Here is a 20,112-nt window from a genome sequence, read left to right on the forward strand (position 1 = left end):
GGTTCATCTGCATGAGAAGTTCGTCATCCTGGAGGGGACGTGCTGACTGACGGCCACAGCGACGGAGAATCCGCGTCCCAGCGTTCCTTGTCCGGATGAACGGCGATAGACTGCGCGTTCAGCCCCTGTTCAGAGGCCCCTGTCTAGAAGACAAACCATGATGCGTATTCGAGCCCTCCTGCTGGCCGGTCTGATCGCCATCGTCCCCCTGACGGACGCGGCGGCCCAGTCGCGCGGCCGCGACCGGGATCGTGACGATGATCGTCGCGAGCAGCCCCGGAACTATCCGGGTCAGGGGCTGCGTGATGCGCCCCGCTCGGCCCCGCGCGCGGATCCCGGCGACATCGCCCGTCGCGTCCAGTCGGGCCGTCCCGGCCGGATGCTGGGCGTGCGCGAGCGCGGCGGCGACTATGTGGTGCGCTGGGAGTATCCGGGCGGACGCGTGTCGGACATACAGGTTGACGGCCAGTCCGGCCGGGTTCGCGGAGACGACTGAATGCGGGTGCTGCTTGTCGAGGACGACGTCGATCTGTCGCGCCAGCTGAAGACCGCCCTGGGAGACGCCGGTTACGCCGTCGACCACGCCCCGGACGGCGAGGAGGCCTGGTTCCTGGGCGACACCGAACCCTATGACGTGGTGGTGCTGGACCTGGGCCTGCCCAAGATCGACGGGGTGTCGGTGCTGGAGCGCTGGCGTCGCGAGGGCAAGGCGACGCCCGTGCTGATCCTGACGGCGCGCGGCGCCTGGTCGGACAAGGTGGCGGGCTTCGACGCCGGGGCTGACGACTATCTGACCAAGCCCTTCCACACGGAAGAACTGCTGGCCCGTCTGCGCGCCTTGCTGCGCCGCTCGGCCGGCCATGCGGCGGCGACGTTGACGTGCGGCGGGCTGAGGCTGGACCCGCGCGCCGCGCGCGCCACCGTGAATGGCGAGCCTCTGCGCCTGACCTCGCTGGAATACCGCCTGCTGCACTACATGATGATGCATCAGGGCCGGGTCATCAGCCGGACCGAGCTGGTCGAGCACCTGTACGATCAGGACTTCGATCGGGATTCCAACACCATCGAGGTCTTCGTCGGGCGTCTGAGGAAGAAGATCGGCTCGGACCGGATCGAGACGGTGCGGGGGCTGGGCTATCGCCTGTCGCCGCTGGCCGGCGAGAGCGACGCGGCCTGATCCGGCATGAGCGACGCCGGGGCGGAAGAGACGCCCGCAAAGTCTGAAAAAGGCGAGTGGGGCCGCTGGTTCGGGCGGCCGGGCAAGTCGCTGACGCGGCGACTGATCTGGCTGGCCTCGGCCTGGATTCTGGTGGCCCTGCTGGTCACCGGGGTGGTGCTGACCTCGGTGTTTCAGGAATCGGCGTTGCGGCGGCTCGGCAACATGCTGGGCGACACCATCGACGAGACGGTGGTCGCGGCCAGCATCACCCCCGAGGGCGAGATCTTCGTCGGCGAAATCCGCGATGCGCGCACCGAACGCCTGCTGTCCGGCAAGTACTGGATGGTGGCCGAGCAGGGGGCGGGCGGGCGATTGCAGGTGGTGGCGCGCTCGGCCTCGCTGGGCCGGGCCGATCTGGAATATGCGCCCGATCTGGACGAGCGGCTGAGGGCCGCCTTCGGTCAGACCATCAGCTATAACGCCGAGGACGGCCCCAAGGGCGAGCCCCTGCGGATCGCCGCCAGCATGAAGCAGCTGCCGGGACGGACCGCGCCGGTGGTCTTCTTCGCCGGGGTGGATCGCTCGGACATCGACGCCGACACGCGCCAGTTCGCCACCGTGACCTGGGTGGCCATGCTGCTGCTGGGGGCCGGTCTGGTCTCGGCGGTCTTCATCCAGGTGCGGGTGGGGCTGCGGCCCCTGTTCGACCTGCGCGACGAGATTTCGGACGTGCGCAAGGGCCGCTCGCACCGGGTCGAGGGCGTTTATCCGCTGGAGATCCAGCCCCTGGCTGAACAGGTCAACCGCCTGCTGACCCACAATCAGGAGACGGTGGAGCGTCAGCGCACCCACGTCGGCAACCTGGCCCATGCGCTGAAGACGCCGCTGGCGGTCATGCTGGCCGAGGCGGGAACGAACGCGGGCGTTCTGCCCGACATGGTGCGCAAGCAGACCAAGGTGATGCAGGACCAGGTCGACCACCACCTGCGACGCGCCCGCGCCGCCGCTCGCGCCGCCCACGGCCTGGGCGAGCGGACGCCGGTGGGCGAGGTTCTGGACGAACTGGCGGTCATGCTGGAGCGGGTGTTCGAGACCAAGGGGGTCGAGATCGACTGGCGCGCGCCGGACGACCTGGCCTTCCTGGGCGAGCGTCAGGACCTGCAGGAGATCTTCGGCAACCTGATCGAGAACGCCGCCAAGTGGTGCAAGCGCCGGGTGCGGATTTCCGCCGGGCCTTCGCTGCCCGGCCAGATGGTGGTGGTGGTCGAGGACGACGGCCCGGGTCTGCCCGCCGACCAGCGCGACGCGGCCCTGAAGCGCGGCACGCGCATGGACGAGGACACGCCGGGCACCGGCCTGGGCCTGTCCATCGTCGAGGACCTGACGCGGGCCTACGGCGGTCGGGTCACCCTGGCCGACAGCGACATGGGCGGGCTGAAGGTGCTGCTGGAGCTGCCCGCGGCGGAGGCTTGAGGGGCGCGGGAAGCGGGCGTGTCGGGTGTCCTCTAGGGGTGGTTAGCGGTCATCCCCAGAGCGGCGTTTTCTTCGTTTTCGTCATCCCCCGGTCTCGCTGCGCTCGCCGGAGGATGACGAAAACGAAAGCGCGCTCCAACGTCTGCAACGGATCAAAAGCGGACGGCGCTTTCTCGACCACGCAGGTTGAACGCGTCGGGGGCGTCTGCGAGGGTGGCCGCCCAGGAGGGCGTCGTGGCGGGGGGCTGAAATGGACTTTCTGAAAATCCTGCGCAGCTTCGAGGAGTTCGTCTTCGAGGCGACGGCCTGGCTGTTGTTCTATCCGATGACCGTGTGGCGGATCATGCGTCATCCGCTGGCCGCCATGGCCTATTCGGATCGTCAGCAGCACGAACCGGAGGAGCGCCGCTACGACGAGGCGATGAGCCCGCCTCTGGTCCTGCTGGTGACCCTGGTGCTGGCCAATCTGGTCGCCGCCGTCGCCCATGTGCCGCCGCCTGAGGAGGCCGCCCATCTGGCGCACAGCCTGCTGAACTCGCAGCAGAACCTGGTGCTGTTTCGCTCGCTGCTGTTCAGCCTTGTGCCGCTGATCTCAGCCGCCAGCCTGGTGCATCTGCAGAAGAAGCAGCTCAGCCGCCAGTCGCTGATGGAGCCCTTCTACGCCCAGTGCTACCTGGCCGCGCCCTGCGCCTGCTTCGTCGGTTTGGGCGGTCTGGTCCTGCAAAGACCGGACCTGGCCAACATCTATGGCGTCGCCATCATCGCCGCCGGGACGCTCTGGTTCCTGTGGGTCCAGTCGGCCTGGTTCGCGCAGAAGCTGGACGTCACGCGCGCCAGAGGGGCTGTCCTGGCCGCGTGGGCCATGGCGCGCGCGGTCGCCTACATGCTGGTGATCCTGATCCCCTTCGCCCTGTTCTGAGGCCTAGTAGGGATCCATGGCGCGGACATCGCCCGAGGCGGTGACCGTGCAGCGCGAGCGATAGGAGCCGGTGGCCATGGTCAGTTCATACTCGCCGCGTCCCAGATCGCGCACCCCGATCGGCACGCTGGAGCCGTAGGGCCGGTTCTGGAACTCGTCGGCGCTGCGGGCGCAGGCCTGTTGCGCGGCCGACGGGGCGCTCTGCACCCAGCGGCTGTTGGAATGACGGCGATTGCGCGCCTCGTCCTCGCCGGCGAGGTAGCCCTCATGATAGCCCTCGGTCTCATGGCGATCATCATAGTCGGCGCCATAGAGAGCCGCCTGATAGCCGCGCTGATATTCACGGTCATGGTTTTCATCGGCGTCGTTGTGACGGTTGTTGTGAGCGGCGATGGCGGCGGCCAGACCGACGATGGCCACGCCGGCGACCACGGCGGCGGCGGTGTTGCCGGACCCCGAACGGCTGTCGCCGCACTCGCTGCGCCCGGCGCGGTTGATCGAGGCGTAGCGACCGTCGCGGGTCATGATGGCGACGCAGTCGTCGCCCTTGCGCCACCAGGTGAGGCGGCCGTCGCCGACCACTTCCGATCGGTCGGTGGCCTGATAGCCGCGACGCTGAAGCTCGCCCTCGGCCTGACCGGCGCGGGCGTTGACCAGGTCGTTGAGCGCGCCGGGCGTCTGGGCCCAGGTCGGCGCGGCGGCGGTCAGGACGAAAACACTCGTGGCGAAGGCGGCGACGGTTCTGCGGCCGAGCGACATGACAGGCTCCGAAATGAGACGGCGGCGCCGGTGCGGCGACGCCGAAGGGTGAACATGAATCCGCGAGCAGAACAACCAGGTGGGGTGTTCTGATCCCGCGTACGCATCGGCGCGGCAAAATCCCCTGTTAACCCGAAGGGCGCACCCTTGGCGGCATGGCCGGGAATCGCTTCGGCTCGAGGAGAATGCATGGCGGACCTGTCGGTCGCGCAAAGGGCCGCCCTGGCCCAGCTGATCGCCGCTTGCCCGGATCATCTGCTGTCCCAGCTGGAAGCGCTGGCGGCGGCGATGACGGGGGATCGGGCGTGGGCGCTGCGCGACATGGTCGAGGCCGAGGGGCTGGACCGGCGACGGCGGGATGCGGCCTTTGCGCCGCTGACGCCCCTGTTCCGGCCACGCGTGGACGGGCTGGAGGGGCTGGGCTTTCCGGCGGCCGTGCCGGCGCGGCTTTGGAAGCTGGCCACGCGCAACGAGCCGGAACTGCTGCCGCAGCTGGATCGCGACGACGAGTTGTCGCGCATGGTGGCCGATCGTCTGTGCCTGAGTGCGGCCTCGGCGGTGCGCGATCAGGGCGAGACCCTGTGGCCCGGCGCCGGCGCGGCCCAGCTGGCGGAACTGGCGGCCTGTTTCGATCTGGCCGGACTGGCGCGGCGCAGCCTGGCGTTTCTGGAAACCTGGCTGGGACGGCCGGGGCCGGAGGCGACGGCGGAGCTGAAACTGGCGCTGCGGCAGGCGGCGTCGATCGCGCCGGACGGGGCGGCGCGGCTGATGGAGATCTTCTTCGCCCATCTGGCGGACGCGCGCATGATGCTGAGGCTGGTGGCCCTGGCCACGCCCGCCGCCGGACGCGAGACTGTGGTCAGCGAAAGTGAAATGGCGGTCTTCGTCGATCGGGTGGTGACGGCCCTGGCGCATCGGGCGGCGGAGGCGGCGTCGTTTGATCCGACGGCGCCGGGGGCGGACGCACGTCTGCTGAAGGCCGATCTGGACTGGTGCGCCGAGACCCTGTCGGAGATCGACATGACCCTGCCGTTGCGGGCGGACAGCGCCTGGGGCAAGGCGGTGCGGCAGGCGCGGGTGAAGATCGGCCTGCGTCTGTCCGAACTGTTCAGCGCCGCCGAGAAGGCGACGGGCAAGGTGCTGCCGGTCGAGCGCACGGCCATGGCCGGACGGATGACCCGCCCGGCCCCGCGTCTGGACGAGGCGGTGGACGCCGAGGCGGCGGACAGGGCCAGGGCCCTGACGGCGGTGATCGGCCTGGTGCGGGGACCGGCGACGGTGTTCGGCTGCGAGGCCGAGCGGCGCCAGACGGCGGAAGGCCTGACCGGACGACTGGCGACCTGGGCCGACGAGGCGCTGGAGCGGCTGAATGACGGCGAGGCGGCGGACGAGGGGATCGCGCGCAAGCGCATCGCCCTGACCGCCGAACTTCTGGGCCTGATCGGGGCCAGGGAGGCGCAGCGCACGGTGCGGCGGCGGCTGACGGTGGCCGGGGCGCCGCCCAGTGTGGCGGTCGAGGCTGCGACCTCGGGAGCCTCGCGTCGGCGCGCCTGATCGGCTAGAGCGGCGGGCATGACGATCTTCTGGATCATGACGGGACTGGCCGCGGCGATGGCCGGGCTTCTGGTGCTGGCCGGCGCGCGACGCGGGGCGGACGCCGAGGCCGTGGTGGACCGCGAGGCCGGAGCGCGTGAACTGGCCGAGCTGGACCGGCTGAAGACGCGCGGTCTGCTGGACGAGGCGGGCTGGACCGCCGCGCGGGCCGAGGCGGGGCGGCGGCTGCTGGCGGCGCGCCGCGACGCGCGGACCCCGGTGGTCGGGGCCAGGGACCGTCTGTGGGTTCTGGGCGGGATCGGCCTGACGGCGGCGGTTTCGCTGGCCCTCTATCTGGGGCTCGGCGCGCCGGGCATGGCGGATCAGGCCTATGAGACGCGGGTGCGCGAGTGGGCGGCCTCGCCCGAGACGCTGGAGCCGGCCCAGGCGGCGGCGGTCATCGGCCGCATCGTCAAGGATCGGCCTGACGACCATCGCGCCCTGACCATGCTGGGCGCGGCCCGGTTCGAGGCGGGCGATCCCATCGGGGCGGCCTCGGCCTTCCGCCGGGCGCTGGCGATCCAGCCGGACGACGCCCAGAGCTGGGCGCGGCTGGGCGAGAGCCTGGTGCGGGCCAACGAGGGCGCGGTCGGCGGCGACGCCGAGGCGGCTTTCCGCGAGGCGCTGAAGCACGACCCGGATCAGTTGGGCGCGCGTTATTTCCTGGGCGAGGCGGCGCTGAAGCGCGGCGACAGGGCCGGGGCGGCGGCGGTCTGGGGGCCGCTGATCGCGGCGCTGGAGCCGAACGATCCGCGCCGGGCCGAACTGCAACAAAGACTGGGCGGAGCCGGATGAGCCTGCGCCGCAACCCTTCTGTGATGTTCTGACATGAGCTGGCTTCCCAAATCGCCCAAGGCGCGGCGGCGTCTGTGGATCGTGGCTGCGGCGGCGCCCGTGCTGGCCCTGGCGGTCGGCCTGTCGCTGTGGGCCATGAAGGACAATGTCACCTACTTCTTCTCGCCGTCCGAAGTGACCGAGGAAGCCGCGCCGGCGGGCCGGATCATTCGTCTGGGCGGGCTGGTCGAGGCCGGCAGCGTGGTCAAGGGCGCGGACGGGACGGTGGTCTTCGTCGTCACCGACAATGCGGGACGCAGCAAGGTCAGCTATCACGGGGACCTGCCCGACCTGTTCCGCGAGGGGCAGGGGATCGTGGCGCAGGGGTCGTTCCGGCCCGACCGCGTGTTTGAAGCCAGTCAGGTTCTGGCCAAGCACGACGAGACCTATATGCCGCGCGAAGTCGCCGACCGCCTGAAGGAAAAGGGCGAGTGGCGGCCCGAGACCGGCGCAGCCCCGCCAAGCAACGCGAGCCTTAGCCTGTGATCGTCGAACTGGGGGCGTTCGCGCTGATTCTGGCGCTGGTTTTGGCGGTGTTGACCACGGCGCTGGCGACGGCGGGACGGCTGAGGCTCAGCCCGGTGCTGGCGGGGGCGGGCGGCGGAGCGCTGATCGCCTCGGCGGCGGCGACGGCGCTGGCCTTTGCGGCCCTGATCTACGCCTTCGCCGTGTCGGATTTCTCGGTGTCGAACGTGGCCCTGAACAGCCACACCGACAAGCCCATGCTCTACAAGGTGGCCGCCGCCTGGGGCAGCCACGAGGGGTCGCTGGTGCTGTGGTGCCTGGTCATGACCGGCTTCGGCGGGGCGCTGGCGCTGGCGCGCGGCCTGCCGTTCGGGCTGAAGACCTCGGGCGTTGCGGTGCAGGGCGCGCTGTCGACCCTGTTCCTGGCCTTCGCCGTCCTGACCTCCAACCCGTTCGCGCGTCTGAACCCGGCCCCGGTGCAGGGGGCGTCGCTGAACCCCCTGCTGCAGGACCCGGCGCTCGCCATCCACCCGCCGCTGCTCTACGCGGGCTATGTCGGGTTTTCGGTCTGCTTCTCGCTGGCGGTCGCCGCCCTGATCGAGAAACGGGTCGATCCGGCCTGGGGGCGCTGGGTGCGGCCTTGGGCGCTGGCGTCATGGGCCTTCCTGACGGTCGGCATCACGCTGGGGTCCTTCTGGGCCTATTACGAGCTGGGCTGGGGCGGCTGGTGGTTCTGGGACCCGGTCGAGAACGCCAGCTTCATGCCGTGGCTGGCGGGGGCGGCCCTGCTGCACTCGGCCATCGTCACCGAGCGGCGCGGGGCGCTGGCGGGGTGGACGGTCTTCCTCGCCATTCTGGCCTTCACCTTCTCCATGCTGGGAGCCTTCCTGGTGCGCTCGGGCGTGCTGACCAGCGTCCACGCCTTCGCCGTCGATCCGCAGCGGGGGATGATGCTGCTGGCCATTCTGGGCGTGGCGGCGGGGGCGGCCTTCATCCTGTTCGCCTTGCGCGCGCCGGCGATCCGTTCGGGCGCGGCATTCGCGCCGATCAGCCGCGAAGGCGCGCTGGTGCTGAACAACCTCTTTCTGACGGCGGCGGCGGCGACGGTGCTGCTGGGGACCCTGTATCCGCTGATCCTCGAGGGGATTTCGGGAGCGACCATTTCGGTGGGGCCGCCCTATTTCAACGCGACCTTTGTTCCGCTTCTTCTTGTGGCCTGTCTGATCCTGCCCGCGGGGCCTCTGCTGGCCTGGAAGCGCGGCGACCTGAAGGGGGCCTTGCAGCGGCTGTGGCTGGCGGCGGGTCTGGCTCTGGTCGCGGCCCTTGCGGCCTTCGCGCTGTTCGAGCCGAAGAAGGCGATGGCGGCGGCGGGGCTGGGCGTCGGGGCCTGGCTGATCTTCGGCGCGCTGGCGGAACTGGCGACGCGGAGCAAGGCCTTCCGGGCGCCGCTGGCCGAGACCCTGCGCCGGGCCAGAGGCCTGCCGCTGGGGGCCTGGGGCATGACCCTGGCTCACGCCGGTCTGGGCGTCTTCATCCTGGGGGCCGTGGTCGAAACCAGTTTCAAGGCCGAGGCGGCGTCGGCTGTTCCTCTGGGCGGCGAGGTGTCGTCGGGGCCGTGGCGGGTCCGTCTGGACGCGGTCGAGGTGATCGAGGGGCCGAACTATCTGGCCGAGCAGGGGCGGCTGACGGTCATGCCGGTGTCGGGGAACGCGGTCGAGCGCAGCATCACCGCCGAGCGTCGCTTCTTCCCGGCGGGCGGGCAGACGACGACCGAGGTGGGCCTGGACTTCCGCGGGCTGGACGACGTCTATGTGGTCATGGGCGAGCGGGCGGCGACCGAGACCAACGAGCAGGCCTGGACGGTGCGGGTCTATTACAATCCCTGGGCGCGGCTGATCTTCCTGGGTCCGCTGATCATGGCGCTGGGCGGGGTGCTGTCCTTGCTGGACCGGCGGCTTCGGGTCGGCGCCGGATCGCGCAAGAAGGTCGTGGAGGCCAAGGCGTGAGACGGCTGGCTTCTCTGGTCGGGGCGCTGAGCCTGATGGCGGGCGCGGCGATGGCCGAGCCCCCTCCGGCGCCGGATCGGCCTCTGCCCGATGCAGGCCAGGAGGCGCGGGCGCGCGCCCTGTTCACCGACATCCGTTGCGTCGTCTGCCAGCACGAATCCATCGCCGACAGCCCCGCCGGCATCGCCGCCGACATGCGCCGTCTGGTCCGCGAGGAGATCGCGGCGGGCAAGAGCGATCTGGAGGTGCGTCAGGACCTGGTGCGGCGCTACGGCGACTACATCCTGTTCCAGCCGCCGGTGCGGGCGGGGACCTGGCTGCTGTGGTTCGGGCCCTTCGCCCTGGTGCTGGGGGCCGGGGCGGTCTTCGTCTGGCGGTCGCGGCGGCGTCGGGTCGAGGTCGCGCCGTTGACGGACGAGGAAGAGCGGGCGTTGGCGGAGCTGACGGCCGAATCTGACGAAAGCGAGAGCCTTTCGCCGCGATCCTGACGCAAGCGCGCCTCACGGCGACCGCGTATGCAGAACAACCATCGCGAGGGCGTGCATTGGCTTTGGCCATAAGCCCCTATATCCATGGGCGAACGGAGCTTCTGGAGCTCCGGCTTTCAGGACTGCAAGGACGACGATGCTGAAGCGCAAGGAGTTCATTCTGGGGGCCGCGGTCGGCCTGACCTTCGCCGCCGCCGCGACGGCGGGCGGGGTCATCAGCTGGCCGGGCGCGCACGCCGCGCCCGCCGCCCAGGCGACCGGACAACTGGTTCCCTCGGCCGGCGCCGCGGGCCTGGCCTTCGCCCCGCCGCAGGGCGCGCCGCTGAGCTTCGCCGACATCTTCCAGCAGGTCGCGCCCGCCGTGGTGCAGATCGACGTCAAGACGCGTGTCCAGCGTCCGCGCAACCTGATCCAGATTCCCGGCTTGGGCGCCGTGCCGGTGCCGGGCGCGCCCGACAGCTCGGGCGACGGCGAGGACAACTCGACCACGGCGCTCGGCGCCGGTTCGGGCTTTCTGATCTCGGCCGACGGCTTCATCGTCACCAACAACCACGTCGTCGAGAACGCCGAGGAGATCAACGTCAAGTTCAGCGACGGACGCGAACTGAAGGCGCGCTTGATCGGCCGTGATCCCCTGACGGACCTGGCGGTGATCAAGGTCGAGGGATCGGCCTTCCCCTTCGTCTCGTTCGAGGACAAGGCCGAGCCGCGCGTCGGCGACTGGGTCATCGCGGTCGGCAACCCCTTCGGCCTGGGCGGCACCGCCACGGCGGGCATCGTCTCGGCCAAGGCGCGCGACATCGGCGGCAACGAGAACCCCTATACCGACTTCATCCAGATCGACGCCGCCATCAACCGCGGCAACTCGGGCGGACCGACCTTCGACATCTATGGTCGGGTCATCGGCGTGAACACCGCCATCTTCTCGCCGACGGGCGGCTCGGTGGGCATCGGCTTCGCCATTCCGGCGGGCATCGCCAAGGAGACGACGGATCGCCTGATGCGCGGCGAGAAGATCGAGCGCGGCTATCTGGGCGTGACGATCGGCAATCTGACCAATGAGTACCGCGAGAGCCTGGGTCTGCCCGAGGGCACCAAGGGCGCCTACATCACCGACGTGACGGCCGGCGCGCCGGGCGACCAGGGCGGTCTGCAGGCGGGCGACGTGGTCGTCAGCCTGAACGGCCGTGCGATCGAGGGCAGCAATGAGCTGACGCGGGCTGTCGGCGCGGTGAAGCCGGGCGAAACCCTGAGGCTGGAACTGCTGCGCGAAGGCCGCCGTCAGACCATCACGGTGCGCGCGGGCACCCGCCCCGCCAACCTGGGCGCGGCCGAAGCGGAAGCCGGCGACGAGACGGCTCCGGACGCCCCGGCCGCCGTGGCCGGTGAAAAGGTCGAGGGGCTGACCGTGGCGCCGATCAGCGCCGCCCTGCGCAGCCGCTATGATCTGGCGGAGACTGTGCGCGGCGTGGTGGTGACGGCGGTCGAGGCCCGCTCGGAAGCCGGTCGCCTGCGCTTCCAGCCGGGCATGGTGATCGTCCAGGCCAACGGCCGGAACGTGAGCACGGTTCGCGAGCTGCGGGATGCTGTCGAGGCGGCGCGTTCGGCCAACCGCCCCGGCGTCCTGCTGCTGGTGCGGACCACGGCCGGAAACGCGCCGATCGTCCTGCCCTTCGCCAAGTCTGAATAAGGCTTAACTGACGGGATCGGCGGCGATGCGCTAACATCGCCGCCGAATCTATTTCTGGAGGGGTCCATGCGTATTCTTGTGGTCGAGGACGACGCCGAAGCGGCGACCGCAATGGTGCGGGGCCTGTCCGAGGCCGGCCACGAGGTCACGCACGCCGTGGACGGCGCCTTCGGCCTGCTGGAATCGCAGAAGGGCGGCTACGACGTCTATGTCGTGGACCGCATGATGCCGCGTCTGGACGGCGTCGGCATGGTCGAGACGGTCAGGAAAGGCGGCGATCAGACGCCGGTCCTGTTCCTGTCGGCCCTGGGCGAGGTCGAGGACCGGGTGACGGGCCTGAAGGCCGGCGCCGATGATTACCTGGTGAAGCCCTACGCCTTCGCCGAGCTGATCGCCCGGGTCGAGGCCCTGGCGCGCCGTCGCGAAACGGGCGGGGTGCAGACCGTGCTCAAGGTCGGCGATCTGGAGATGAACCTGATCGGCCGCACCGTGCATCGCGGCACGACCGAGATCGACCTGCAGCCGCGCGAGTTCCAGCTGCTGGAGTTCCTGATGCGCCACGCGGGGCAGTCGGTGACGCGCACCATGCTGCTGGAGAAGGTCTGGGAATATCATTTCGACCCCCAGACCAACGTCATCGACGTCCACATCAGCCGTCTGCGCTCCAAGATCGACAAGGGCTTCGACAAGGCCATGCTGCAGACCGTGCGCGGCGCGGGGTACCGGCTGGAAGCGTAAGGCGCTCTTGGTTTTCGATCCTCCCCTGCGCAGCGGGGGAGGGGGACCGCGCGAAGCGTGGTGGAGGGGGCGACCAAAAACGCTCCGCTTGGGATTTTGACGCATGGACGGCGCAAGGATGGAAAAGGATGCGGTTGCCGCCGCCCCCTCCACCGCTTCGCGGTCCCCCTCCCCCGTAAACGGGGGAGGATTGGGTCAGCTCGACCTCCCTCCCCATGAAGGGGAGGGAGAGCAGGAATGAAACTGCCCTCGCTTTTCAGGCGGACGCCGTTTCGGCTGACGCTGCTGTTTCTGGCGCTGTTCGTGGCCACGGCCAGTGCGGTGCTGGCCTATGTCTATGTCGCCTCGGCGTCCGAGGCGCGGGCGCGGGCCGAGGCGGGGGTGCGCAGCGAGGTCGAGGCCCTGACGGCGGTTTACCGGACGCGCGGCGTCGACGCCCTGAACCAGGCCCTGGTGGACCGGACGCTGCGGGGCGGGTCCTATCTCTATCTGCTGATGGACAAGGACCGGAAGACGATCACCGGCAATATCTCGACCTCGCCGCTGGAGCCAGGCGCGGCGGTGCAGGGCGGGCGCTGGGACGACTTTCGCCTGACCGACACCGACGAGGAAGGGAGGGTCCGCAAGCGTCAGGCCATCGGGGTGGAGATGCCCCTGTCGGGCGGCGAGCAGTTGTTCGTCGGCGAGGACATCGGCGACATCGAGGCCTATCTGGCGCGACTGACCCAGGCCCTGTGGGGCGCCATGATCATGGTCCTGGTGCTGGGCGTCGGCGGCGGCTTGTGGATCAGTCGCGGGGTGGAGCGGGCCATGGGCGGTCTGAACCGGGTGGTCTCGGCGGTCCAGGACGGCGACCTGAAGGCGCGGGCTCCGGTGCGTCATTCCGGCGACGAACTGGACGAACTGGGCCAGGGGCTGAACACCATGCTGGATCGGCTGGAGGCCTCGATGGCCTCGATCCGGCACGCCGGGGACGCCATCGCCCATGACCTGCGCTCGCCGCTGACGCGGATGCGGGCCAAGCTGGAGGTGGCCCTGATCGACGCCGAGGCGGGCAAGGTGTCGGGCGTGGACGCCCTGGGCATCGCCCTGGACGAGGCCGACGCCCTGCTGAAGACCTTCAACACGGTTCTGGCCATCGCGCGACTGCAGGCGGGCGGGGCGCCCGATCCCAGGGTGTTCGACGCCGCCGAACTGGCGACCGACATGGCCGAGCTCTATGAGCCGTCGGGCGAGGACAAGGGGCTGGAGTTCTCGGCCGAGATCGAGAAGGGGCTGATGATCGAGGGCAATCAGCCCTTCCTGGCCCAGGCCCTGGCCAACATCATCGACAACGCCATCAAGTATACGCCCGAGGGCGGAGCGGTGAAGTTTCGCGCCCGGCGACGCTCGTCCGGTGAGATCGAGTTCTCGGTCACCGACACCGGGCCGGGGGTGCCGGACGAGGATCGCGAGCGGGTGCTGCAGCGCTTTGTCCGGCTGGACAACAGCCGCACCGAGCCGGGCTCGGGTCTGGGCCTGTCGCTGGTGACGGCGGTGGCCGAGGCGCATGGCGGCCGGGTGCAACTGGACGAGGGGCCGGGGGCCTATGGCGGGCAGGGGCCGGGCCTGCGCGTGGCGCTGGTCCTGCCGCCGGCGAGCGGGACGAACTGATGAGCGAGGCTCTTGGTGGCAGGCTGAAGCCGTGCGGGCCGGTGCGTGACGCCGAGGCGGCGGGGCGCATCCATGAGCGGCTGGCCGAGGCCGCCGATGAGCATGGCTGGCGCGGGGTGCTGGACGCAGCCTGGAGGGCGCTGGAGCCGGTGTTTGCGGCCTCGCCCTATCTGGCTGGGCTGGCGCGGCGCTGGCCCGAGCGGTTGCGACAGATACTGGAGACGCCGCCCGAGACGCGGCTGGCCGAGATTCTGGCGGCGACCGAGGCCGTGGACGGCCCGGCGGACGAGACCAGGGCGCCGCTGCGACATTTGAAGGCCGAACTGCATCTGCTGACGGCCTTGGCCGACCTTGGCGGGGTCTGGGATCTGGATGCGGTGACGGGCGCCCTGTCGCGCTTTGCCGATGCGGCGGCGCAGGCGGCGCTGCGCTGCGTGGCCCATGACCAGAGGCGGCGCGGCAAGCTGATCTCGGCGGCGGATGATCCGCGCGGGCCTGTGCCCGGCCTGTTCGTCCTGGCCATGGGCAAGGGCGGGGCGTTCGAGCTCAACTATTCCTCGGACATCGACCTGTCGCTCTTCTTCGAGCCGGATGTGCTGGAAGGGGCGTTGGCCGAGGGCGTGGAGGCGCAGGGCTTTGTGAACCGTCTGGCCCAGGGTCTGGCGACCCTGCTGACCGAGCGGACGGCGGACGGCTACGTCTTCCGGGTCGATCTGAGGCTGCGGCCCGATCCGTCCTCGACCCCGCCGGTGGTCGCGGCCCCCATGGCCCTGGCCTATTACGAATCCGTGGGTCAGAACTGGGAGCGGGCGGCCTTCATCAAGGCGCGGGTCTGCGCCGGGGACGCGGTCGAGGGGGCGGACTTCCTCAAGGCCCTGGTCCCCTACATCTGGCGGCGCAGTCTGGACTATCAGGCCGTGCTGGACATCCAGTCGATCAAGAAGCAGATCCACGTCCACAAGACCGGCGAGGGGCTGGAGGCGGCGGGCGCCAATCTGAAGCTGGGGCGCGGCGGCATCCGCGAGATCGAGTTCTACGTCCAGACCCAGCAACTGATCCTGGGAGGGCGCGACAAGGGGCTGAGGTCCTCGCGCACGCTGGAGGCGCTGGACGCCCTGACCGAGCGCGGGCATGTGACGCCCGAGGCGCGCGACGAACTGACGGCGGCCTATCATGAGCTGCGCGGTCTGGAACATCGGGTGCAGATGCTGGCCGACGAGCAGAGCCACGTCCTGCCGGTCGATCCCGAGCGCCGGGCCGATGTGGCGGCGCTGGCCCATTCTATGCTGGATGGTCAGGGCGATCTGGCGGCCTTTGACGCCGGGGTCGAGGCGGTGCTGGTCGGGGTCAATCACCGCTATGGCGAGCTGTTCGAAGGCGGCGAGGAGCTGTCGTCGCCCTATGGCAGTCTGGTCTTCACCGGGGTCGAGAACGATCCGGGGACGCTGGAGACCCTGAAGCGGATGGGCTTTTCCGAGCCCGCGACGGTGTCCGACACGATCCGCAGCTGGCACCACGGCCGCATTCCGGCGACGCGGACGGCGCGGGGGCGCGAGCTGTTCACGCGTCTGGCCCCGCAACTGCTGACGGCGGTGGCGAAGACGGGGGCGCCGGATGCGGCCTTCCGCCGGTTCGCGGTCTTCTTTTCGGGCCTGAGCGCGGGCGTGCAGGTCCAGGCCCTGTTCCTGAACCAGCCGAAGCTGTTCGATCTGGTGGTCGGGGTCATGGCCTTTGCGCCGCGTCTGGCGCGGGCGCTGGGGCGTCAGCCGCAGGCGCTGGACGGGGTGCTGGACGCGCGCTTCATGACGGCCCTCGGCACCGACACCGGCGTGGCCGAGCAGGTGGTGCGCGAGGCGCGCGAGGCCGGGGATTTCGAAAGCGCCATGAACGCCGTGCGGCGCCTGCATCGCGAGCAGGCCTTCCGCATCGGCATGCACGTCATCACCGGCCGGACCACGGCCGAGCAGGCGGGGTGGACCAACACCTCCCTGGCCGACGCCTGCATGCAGGGGCTGGCGCCGGCGGCTCTGGCCGAGGCCGAGCGTATGGGCGGGGCCTTCGACGGCGCGGTCGCCGTGGTGGCCCTGGGCAAGGCCGGGTCGCGCGAGATGACGGCGGGGTCGGATCTGGACCTGATGACGGTCTATGCCGCGGCGCCCGAGGCGGTGTCCGCGGTGAAGAGCTGGAGCGCGGACCTCTTCTACGGCCGGTTCACCCAGAGGTTGATCGCGGCCCTGTCGGCCCACACCGCCGAGGGCGGACTGTACGAGGTGGACATGCGCCTGCGGCCGACCGGGTCCAAGGGGCCGGTGTCGGTGCGGCTGGAGGCGCTGGAGGACTACTACGCCACCGAGGCCGACACCTGGGAGTTCATGGCCCTGACGCGCGGACGGCTGGTCTGGGCCAGTGACGCGGCCTTTGGCGCGCGGGTCGAGGCGACGCTGGAGGCGGCGCTGCGGCGGCCGCGTCCGGGCGTGGACGTGGCCCATGATGTTCGGGCCATGCGCGACCTGATGGACCGCGAGCGGCGGCCCAAGGGGTTCTGGGACCTGAAGCTGTCGGCGGGGGCGCAGGTCGATGCGGAGTTCGTCGCCCAGTACCGCCAGCTGTGCGCGGCGGCGGCGGGGGAGCCGCTGACGGTGTCGACGCTGGAGGCGCTGAAGGACGATCCGGTTCTGGCGGAGACCTGGCGGACGCATCAGCAGCTGGGGCAACTGATGGCCTGCGCCTTTGACGGGCGCGGCGATCCCGATGCGGAGCCGGCGGGCTTTCAGAAGCGACTGGCGCAGGCCGTGGGCGCGCCGGACTTCGAGACGCTGAAGGCGCGGCTGATCGATCTGCGTCAGCGGGCGCGGCGGACGTTTGAAGAGTCGCTGCCGGCCGGGATCGACGCCGGCCGCGACGGAAACTGATCCGGGCGGCGTTTCATTTCTCGACAGGGAGTTTTTCGGGCCCCGGCCCGTGGAGACCATCGAGATGAACAAGACCCTTGGCGGCGCGGCCGCCATCGCCTTTCTGACCGCTTTCGGCGGCGTGGCCGTGGCCCAGACTGCTGCGCCCGCCGCGCCGCAGCGCCCGGCGCGCGCGGCCATGGCCCAGCCGGTGACGCAGGCGGACTTTGTCCAGCGACGGGTGGAGCGCCTGCGCGCCGCCGACGCCAATCGTGACGGCACGGTCACGGCCGAAGAAATGCGCGCGGCCGGTCAGGCCAAGCGCGCCGAACGCCGCGCCGCCCTGTTCGAGCGTCTGGACGCGAACAAGGACGGCTCGATCAGCCGGGCCGAGTTCGAGGCGCCGCGCGCGGACGGCCAGCGGGCCGGGAGAGGCGAGCGTGGCCAGCGCGCCGAGCACGCCGGTCGCGGTCATCGCGGCGGCATGCATCGTGGGGCCGAGCGCATGGCGCGGGGCGGCGAAGGCCGTTTCCCGATCGTGATCGCCGAGGCTGAGCGCAAGGCGACCGAGGCCTTCACGCGTCTGGACGCTGACCGCGACGGGACGCTGACGGTCGAGGAGCGCCGTGCGGGCATGGAAGCGCGTCGCGCTGAAATGCGCCAGAAGCGCCAGGAACGGCGCCAGGCGGCTCCGGCGGCGTCGCCTTCGACGCCCGCTTCGGAGTAGGGTGATGTCGGGGAAGGCGGTGCAGCCGTCGGCCCGTTTCGTGAACGGCGAAAGAGGCTGGATTGGCGAAGACCGCCGACCCCGACGAGGAACTGGTGCGGCGCGTGGGTCAGGGCGACCCCGCGGCGATCCAGGCCATGGTCGCTCGCAAGCTGCCGCGCATGCTGACGCTGGCGCAGCGGATGCTGGGCGACGCGACGGAGGCTGAGGACGTGGCGCAGGAGGCGATGCTGAGAGCCTGGCGTCAGGCGCCGCGCTGGACGCCGGGGCAGGCGAAGTTCGACACCTGGCTGCACCGGGTGGGGCTGAACCTCTGCTACGACCGGCTGCGGCGTCGGCGCGAGATCGCGACGGAGGCGCCGCCGGATCGGCCTGACGACGGCCCGGCGCCGGACCGGGGTCTGCTGGCCCTGGAGACCGGGGCGCGGGTCGAGGCGGCTCTGGCGAAACTGCCGGAACGGCAGCGCGAGGCCATTGTCCTGTGTCACTATCAGGAACTGGGAAATATCGAGGCGGCGGGGCTGATGCACGTCAGCGTCGAGGCCCTGGAGAGCCTGCTGTCGCGTGGACGGCGGGCGTTGCGGACGGCGCTGGCGGACATGGCTCCGAACGCGCCGAATGCGGCGAGAGCGGCGAATGGGTAAGGCGGGGGCTGGAACCATGACGATGACGTACGAGCGTTTTGAACATCTGGCCGACGCCTATGGCGGCGACCTGCGGCGCTGGCCCGAGGCCGAGCGCGAGGCGGCGCGCGTGCTGCGGGATGCGGACCCGCGCGCAGCGGCCCTGCTGCGCGAGGCGGACGGGCTGGACGCCCTGCTGGACGCCGCGCCGCGTCCGGTCGCGTCGCACGCCCTGCGCGAGGCGGTGATCGCCGGCGCGGCGGGGGCGGGTCTGCGCGCGCGTCGTCGCGGACCCGGGCCTCTGGCCTGGCTGTCGGGCGCCGGATGGGCGGCGGCGGCCTGCGCCGGGGTGGTGTTCGGGATCAATCTGACCAGCCACATGACCGCCGACGTCCAGGCGGACGCGGTGCTGTATCAAGCCAGCCTGACCGGCGCGGACGACACGGAGGTTCTGGGCGGATGACGTCGCGCAGTTTGAAGATCGCCCTGGCCGTTTCGGTCGCCCTCAACGTCTTCGCGGCGGCCGCCGTCGGCGCCGTCTGGGTGTCGCGCGACAAGATCGAGCACCGCATCGCCGAGGCGCACAAGCCGGGCCGCAGCGAGCCGGTCTGGGACGTGATCGAGCGGATGGACCCGGCCGTGCGCGATCAGGTCAAGGCGCAGCTGCGCGCCGCCGCCATGCAGGCGCGGCCCGACTTTGAAGAAGCGCGGGCGGCGCGGCGCGAGGCCATCGCCCTGACCGGCGGCGAGACCTTTGATCCGGTGGCGGTCGCCGCCCTGCTGGAGCGCTCGCGGGCGTCCGAGGCGCGCGGTCGCTCGCGGCTGGAGACCGGGGCGGTCGAGACCCTGAACCGCCTCAGCCCCGAGGACCGCAAGGCCCTGGCCCCCATCCTGTCGCGCCACAAGGCGAAGCGGGAGGCGCGCAAGCCTGAGAAGGCGGAGGCGGAGGCGGGAGCGGTGCCGGCGGAGACGGCGGTTCAAGCAAGGCAGGGCTCCTAAATCCTCCCCCGTTCTCTACGGGGGAGGGGGACCGCCGCAGGCGGTGGAGGGGGCGGATGCCTCTACCGCAGTTGAAGCGTCTCGAAGGCCGGGCGTGTGAGATTAACTGTCAGCGTCTGGTCTCGCCCCCTCCACCATGCTTCGCATGGTCCCCCTCCCCCGCTTCGCAGGGGAGGATCACGGGCCTAGGGCACGTGAACAGACGAGACTTCGATTCGACCATATTGATCGTCGTAGAGTTTGGCGTGGAGAGCCAAGTCGCTAACAGACTCCTCGGTGGTGCTCAGGTCGATCACGAACTCCCAGTAGCCGTCCATCCAGAGATAGACTGAACGCTGCCAAACCTTGTCGCTTAGTGGTGCTAACATAGCGCCGTAGCTGGCGATCTGACGCGCAATGAACTGAGCAGTGTCCCCATCGATTGGTGCAACCCCATCGAGCATGTGCCTCGAAAGTTGAAAATCGCCAGCGGCGAAGGCTGCTGCCAGTTCCCGAAAGCGGGGTCGAAGCTCCTCGGGTACGGGGTGTTCTTTGCCGTCTTGTGCAAGCATCAGCGTAACATGCCGAGTGGCGCTGAAGGCTGCAATAGGGTCGCAAAGCGGAGTTCGCTTAAAGGTGGTTGGCGGCCATCTTGGTCTTCATAATGTCCCGATGACAACCCGCTTCATCAAACTGAACGACGGCTGGAATGCTGATCCGAATGTGCCAGACGAGAGGCTTGATCTGCATGTTTACGAGCTAGTGCTTTCATTCAGATTGAATCGGTTTCAGTTCGCAGCGGCAGAAGGAGAGCGAGCAGCCATTCGCTTTTCCGATGTGAGTCACTATCGCCTAGGCGAGGAAAATGACCACGCTTGGTACGAGGGCCTGGGCCGGTATCCGGAAGCTCCCGTTTGGGGAGAGTTTTACGAGGTGCGCGAAGGCGTCCCCCCTCTCGATGAGGGCGGGTGGGTTGAGGTGCACAATCCGCGCGCGCCCAGGCACTTCCTCTTCTATTTGAGAGACAGCACGTTCGAATGTCTGGCTGTCGATTGGAAGTTGGAACGTCAGTTCTAACGCCCGTAAGGGTTCGACAGCAGTCGTGCCCGTCCCAGA

At 70.0% G+C, this 20,112-nt stretch carries 20 protein-coding genes; 18 read left to right on the forward strand and 2 right to left on the reverse strand.

The genetic code is table 11. The features are described from left to right. The first annotated feature begins 157 nt into the window (after positions 1–157). The 4 genes from ACZ5XO_RS03420 (at position 158) to ACZ5XO_RS03435 (ending at position 3,551) form a co-directional block, all read left to right on the forward strand. Positions 158–496, forward strand: coding sequence for a PepSY domain-containing protein (locus ACZ5XO_RS03420; RefSeq protein ID WP_464163926.1), 339 nt, complete (start codon positions 158–160; stop codon positions 494–496). Next, positions 497–1,177, forward strand: coding sequence for a response regulator transcription factor (locus ACZ5XO_RS03425; protein WP_464163927.1), 681 nt, complete (start codon positions 497–499; stop codon positions 1,175–1,177). Positions 1,178–1,183: 6 nt separating this feature from the next. Beyond that, the gene (locus tag ACZ5XO_RS03430) at positions 1,184–2,632 is read left to right on the forward strand and encodes a sensor histidine kinase (RefSeq protein ID WP_464163928.1); all 1,449 of its coding nucleotides are present in this window, start codon (positions 1,184–1,186) and stop codon (positions 2,630–2,632) included. Positions 2,633–2,882: 250 nt separating this feature from the next. Continuing rightward, on the forward strand, positions 2,883–3,551 hold the full coding sequence (locus ACZ5XO_RS03435) for a hypothetical protein (protein WP_464163929.1): 669 nt from the start codon (positions 2,883–2,885) through the stop codon (positions 3,549–3,551). 3 nt (positions 3,552–3,554) lie between these two features. On the opposite strand, the gene ACZ5XO_RS03440 is transcribed toward ACZ5XO_RS03435, so the two are convergent. Next, positions 3,555–4,310, reverse strand: a complete 756-nt coding sequence (locus ACZ5XO_RS03440) for a hypothetical protein (RefSeq protein WP_464163930.1) — start codon at positions 4,308–4,310, stop codon at positions 3,555–3,557. Between the two features lie 189 nt (positions 4,311–4,499). Here ACZ5XO_RS03440 and ACZ5XO_RS03445 point away from each other — a divergent pair, with 189 nt between their 5' ends. The 13 genes from ACZ5XO_RS03445 (at position 4,500) to ACZ5XO_RS03505 (ending at position 19,017) form a co-directional block, all read left to right on the forward strand. Then, complete coding sequence (locus tag ACZ5XO_RS03445) at positions 4,500–5,864, forward strand: hypothetical protein (protein WP_464163931.1); 1,365 nt, start codon at positions 4,500–4,502, stop codon at positions 5,862–5,864. Positions 5,865–5,882: 18 nt separating this feature from the next. Beyond that, positions 5,883–6,698, forward strand: a complete 816-nt coding sequence (gene ccmI / locus ACZ5XO_RS03450) for a c-type cytochrome biogenesis protein CcmI (RefSeq protein WP_464163932.1) — start codon at positions 5,883–5,885, stop codon at positions 6,696–6,698. Between the two features lie 33 nt (positions 6,699–6,731). Then, positions 6,732–7,223 carry a cytochrome c maturation protein CcmE gene (ccmE, locus tag ACZ5XO_RS03455; protein ID WP_464163933.1) on the forward strand — a complete coding sequence of 164 codons (492 nt, stop codon included), beginning with the start codon at positions 6,732–6,734 and terminating at the stop codon, positions 7,221–7,223. Further along, on the forward strand, positions 7,220–9,208 hold the full coding sequence (locus tag ACZ5XO_RS03460; RefSeq protein WP_464163934.1) for a heme lyase CcmF/NrfE family subunit: 1,989 nt from the start codon (positions 7,220–7,222) through the stop codon (positions 9,206–9,208). The genes ccmE and ACZ5XO_RS03460 overlap by 4 nt, the downstream gene beginning before the upstream one ends. Then, positions 9,205–9,696: a cytochrome c-type biogenesis protein gene (locus ACZ5XO_RS03465; RefSeq protein ID WP_464163935.1), complete on the forward strand. Its 492-nt coding sequence runs from the start codon at positions 9,205–9,207 to the stop codon at positions 9,694–9,696. The genes ACZ5XO_RS03460 and ACZ5XO_RS03465 overlap by 4 nt, the downstream gene beginning before the upstream one ends. 136 nt (positions 9,697–9,832) lie before the next feature. Further along, on the forward strand, positions 9,833–11,386 hold the full coding sequence (locus ACZ5XO_RS03470; protein WP_464163936.1) for a Do family serine endopeptidase: 1,554 nt from the start codon (positions 9,833–9,835) through the stop codon (positions 11,384–11,386). Between the two features lie 66 nt (positions 11,387–11,452). Continuing rightward, positions 11,453–12,124 (forward strand): response regulator transcription factor, encoded by a 672-nt coding sequence (locus tag ACZ5XO_RS03475; RefSeq protein WP_248117903.1) that lies wholly within the window; start codon positions 11,453–11,455, stop codon positions 12,122–12,124. A gap of 237 nt (positions 12,125–12,361) precedes the next feature. Continuing rightward, positions 12,362–13,777: a sensor histidine kinase gene (locus ACZ5XO_RS03480; RefSeq protein ID WP_464163937.1), complete on the forward strand. Its 1,416-nt coding sequence runs from the start codon at positions 12,362–12,364 to the stop codon at positions 13,775–13,777. Continuing rightward, entirely contained in the window at positions 13,777–16,689 is a 2,913-nt protein-coding gene (locus ACZ5XO_RS03485) for a bifunctional [glutamine synthetase] adenylyltransferase/[glutamine synthetase]-adenylyl-L-tyrosine phosphorylase (RefSeq protein ID WP_464163938.1), read from the forward strand. The genes ACZ5XO_RS03480 and ACZ5XO_RS03485 overlap by 1 nt, the downstream gene beginning before the upstream one ends. Before the next feature lie 64 nt (positions 16,690–16,753). Next, entirely contained in the window at positions 16,754–17,395 is a 642-nt protein-coding gene (locus ACZ5XO_RS03490; RefSeq protein ID WP_464163939.1) for an EF-hand domain-containing protein, read from the forward strand. A 62-nt stretch (positions 17,396–17,457) separates the two neighbouring features. Next, positions 17,458–18,039, forward strand: coding sequence for an RNA polymerase sigma factor (locus ACZ5XO_RS03495; protein WP_464163940.1), 582 nt, complete (start codon positions 17,458–17,460; stop codon positions 18,037–18,039). Between the two features lie 16 nt (positions 18,040–18,055). Continuing rightward, positions 18,056–18,481, forward strand: coding sequence for a hypothetical protein (locus ACZ5XO_RS03500; protein WP_464163941.1), 426 nt, complete (start codon positions 18,056–18,058; stop codon positions 18,479–18,481). Further along, entirely contained in the window at positions 18,478–19,017 is a 540-nt protein-coding gene (locus tag ACZ5XO_RS03505; RefSeq protein ID WP_464163942.1) for a periplasmic heavy metal sensor, read from the forward strand. Before ACZ5XO_RS03500 ends, ACZ5XO_RS03505 begins: the two co-directional genes overlap by 4 nt. A 185-nt stretch (positions 19,018–19,202) precedes the next feature. Here the strand turns inward: ACZ5XO_RS03505 and ACZ5XO_RS03510 are convergent, their stop codons facing one another. After that, positions 19,203–19,568 (reverse strand): DUF7668 domain-containing protein, encoded by a 366-nt coding sequence (locus ACZ5XO_RS03510; protein WP_464163943.1) that lies wholly within the window; start codon positions 19,566–19,568, stop codon positions 19,203–19,205. Positions 19,569–19,584: 16 nt separating this feature from the next. Here ACZ5XO_RS03510 and ACZ5XO_RS03515 point away from each other — a divergent pair, with 16 nt between their 5' ends. Then, the gene (locus tag ACZ5XO_RS03515; protein ID WP_464163944.1) at positions 19,585–20,073 is read left to right on the forward strand and encodes a hypothetical protein; all 489 of its coding nucleotides are present in this window, start codon (positions 19,585–19,587) and stop codon (positions 20,071–20,073) included. Positions 20,074–20,112: the final 39 nt, after the last annotated feature.

The sequence above is a fragment of the Brevundimonas sp. T2-11 genome (genome assembly GCF_055397675.1).

Excerpts from the sequence above, each read along its gene's own strand:
- ACZ5XO_RS03420 (WP_464163926.1), top strand. The coding sequence starts at position 158 with ATGATGCGTATTCGAGCCCTCCTGCTGGCCGGTCTGATCGCCATCGTC.
- ACZ5XO_RS03425 (WP_464163927.1), top strand. The coding sequence starts at position 497 with ATGCGGGTGCTGCTTGTCGAGGACGACGTCGATCTGTCGCGCCAGCTG.
- ACZ5XO_RS03430 (WP_464163928.1), top strand. The coding sequence starts at position 1,184 with ATGAGCGACGCCGGGGCGGAAGAGACGCCCGCAAAGTCTGAAAAAGGC.
- ACZ5XO_RS03435 (WP_464163929.1), top strand. The coding sequence starts at position 2,883 with ATGGACTTTCTGAAAATCCTGCGCAGCTTCGAGGAGTTCGTCTTCGAG.
- ACZ5XO_RS03440 (WP_464163930.1), bottom strand. The coding sequence starts at position 4,310 with ATGTCGCTCGGCCGCAGAACCGTCGCCGCCTTCGCCACGAGTGTTTTC.
- ACZ5XO_RS03445 (WP_464163931.1), top strand. The coding sequence starts at position 4,500 with ATGGCGGACCTGTCGGTCGCGCAAAGGGCCGCCCTGGCCCAGCTGATC.
- ccmI (WP_464163932.1), top strand. The coding sequence starts at position 5,883 with ATGACGATCTTCTGGATCATGACGGGACTGGCCGCGGCGATGGCCGGG.
- ccmE (WP_464163933.1), top strand. The coding sequence starts at position 6,732 with ATGAGCTGGCTTCCCAAATCGCCCAAGGCGCGGCGGCGTCTGTGGATC.
- ACZ5XO_RS03470 (WP_464163936.1), top strand. The coding sequence starts at position 9,833 with ATGCTGAAGCGCAAGGAGTTCATTCTGGGGGCCGCGGTCGGCCTGACC.
- ACZ5XO_RS03475 (WP_248117903.1), top strand. The coding sequence starts at position 11,453 with ATGCGTATTCTTGTGGTCGAGGACGACGCCGAAGCGGCGACCGCAATG.
- ACZ5XO_RS03480 (WP_464163937.1), top strand. The coding sequence starts at position 12,362 with ATGAAACTGCCCTCGCTTTTCAGGCGGACGCCGTTTCGGCTGACGCTG.
- ACZ5XO_RS03485 (WP_464163938.1), top strand. The coding sequence starts at position 13,777 with ATGAGCGAGGCTCTTGGTGGCAGGCTGAAGCCGTGCGGGCCGGTGCGT.
- ACZ5XO_RS03490 (WP_464163939.1), top strand. The coding sequence starts at position 16,754 with ATGAACAAGACCCTTGGCGGCGCGGCCGCCATCGCCTTTCTGACCGCT.
- ACZ5XO_RS03500 (WP_464163941.1), top strand. The coding sequence starts at position 18,056 with ATGACGATGACGTACGAGCGTTTTGAACATCTGGCCGACGCCTATGGC.
- ACZ5XO_RS03505 (WP_464163942.1), top strand. The coding sequence starts at position 18,478 with ATGACGTCGCGCAGTTTGAAGATCGCCCTGGCCGTTTCGGTCGCCCTC.
- ACZ5XO_RS03510 (WP_464163943.1), bottom strand. The coding sequence starts at position 19,568 with ATGCTTGCACAAGACGGCAAAGAACACCCCGTACCCGAGGAGCTTCGA.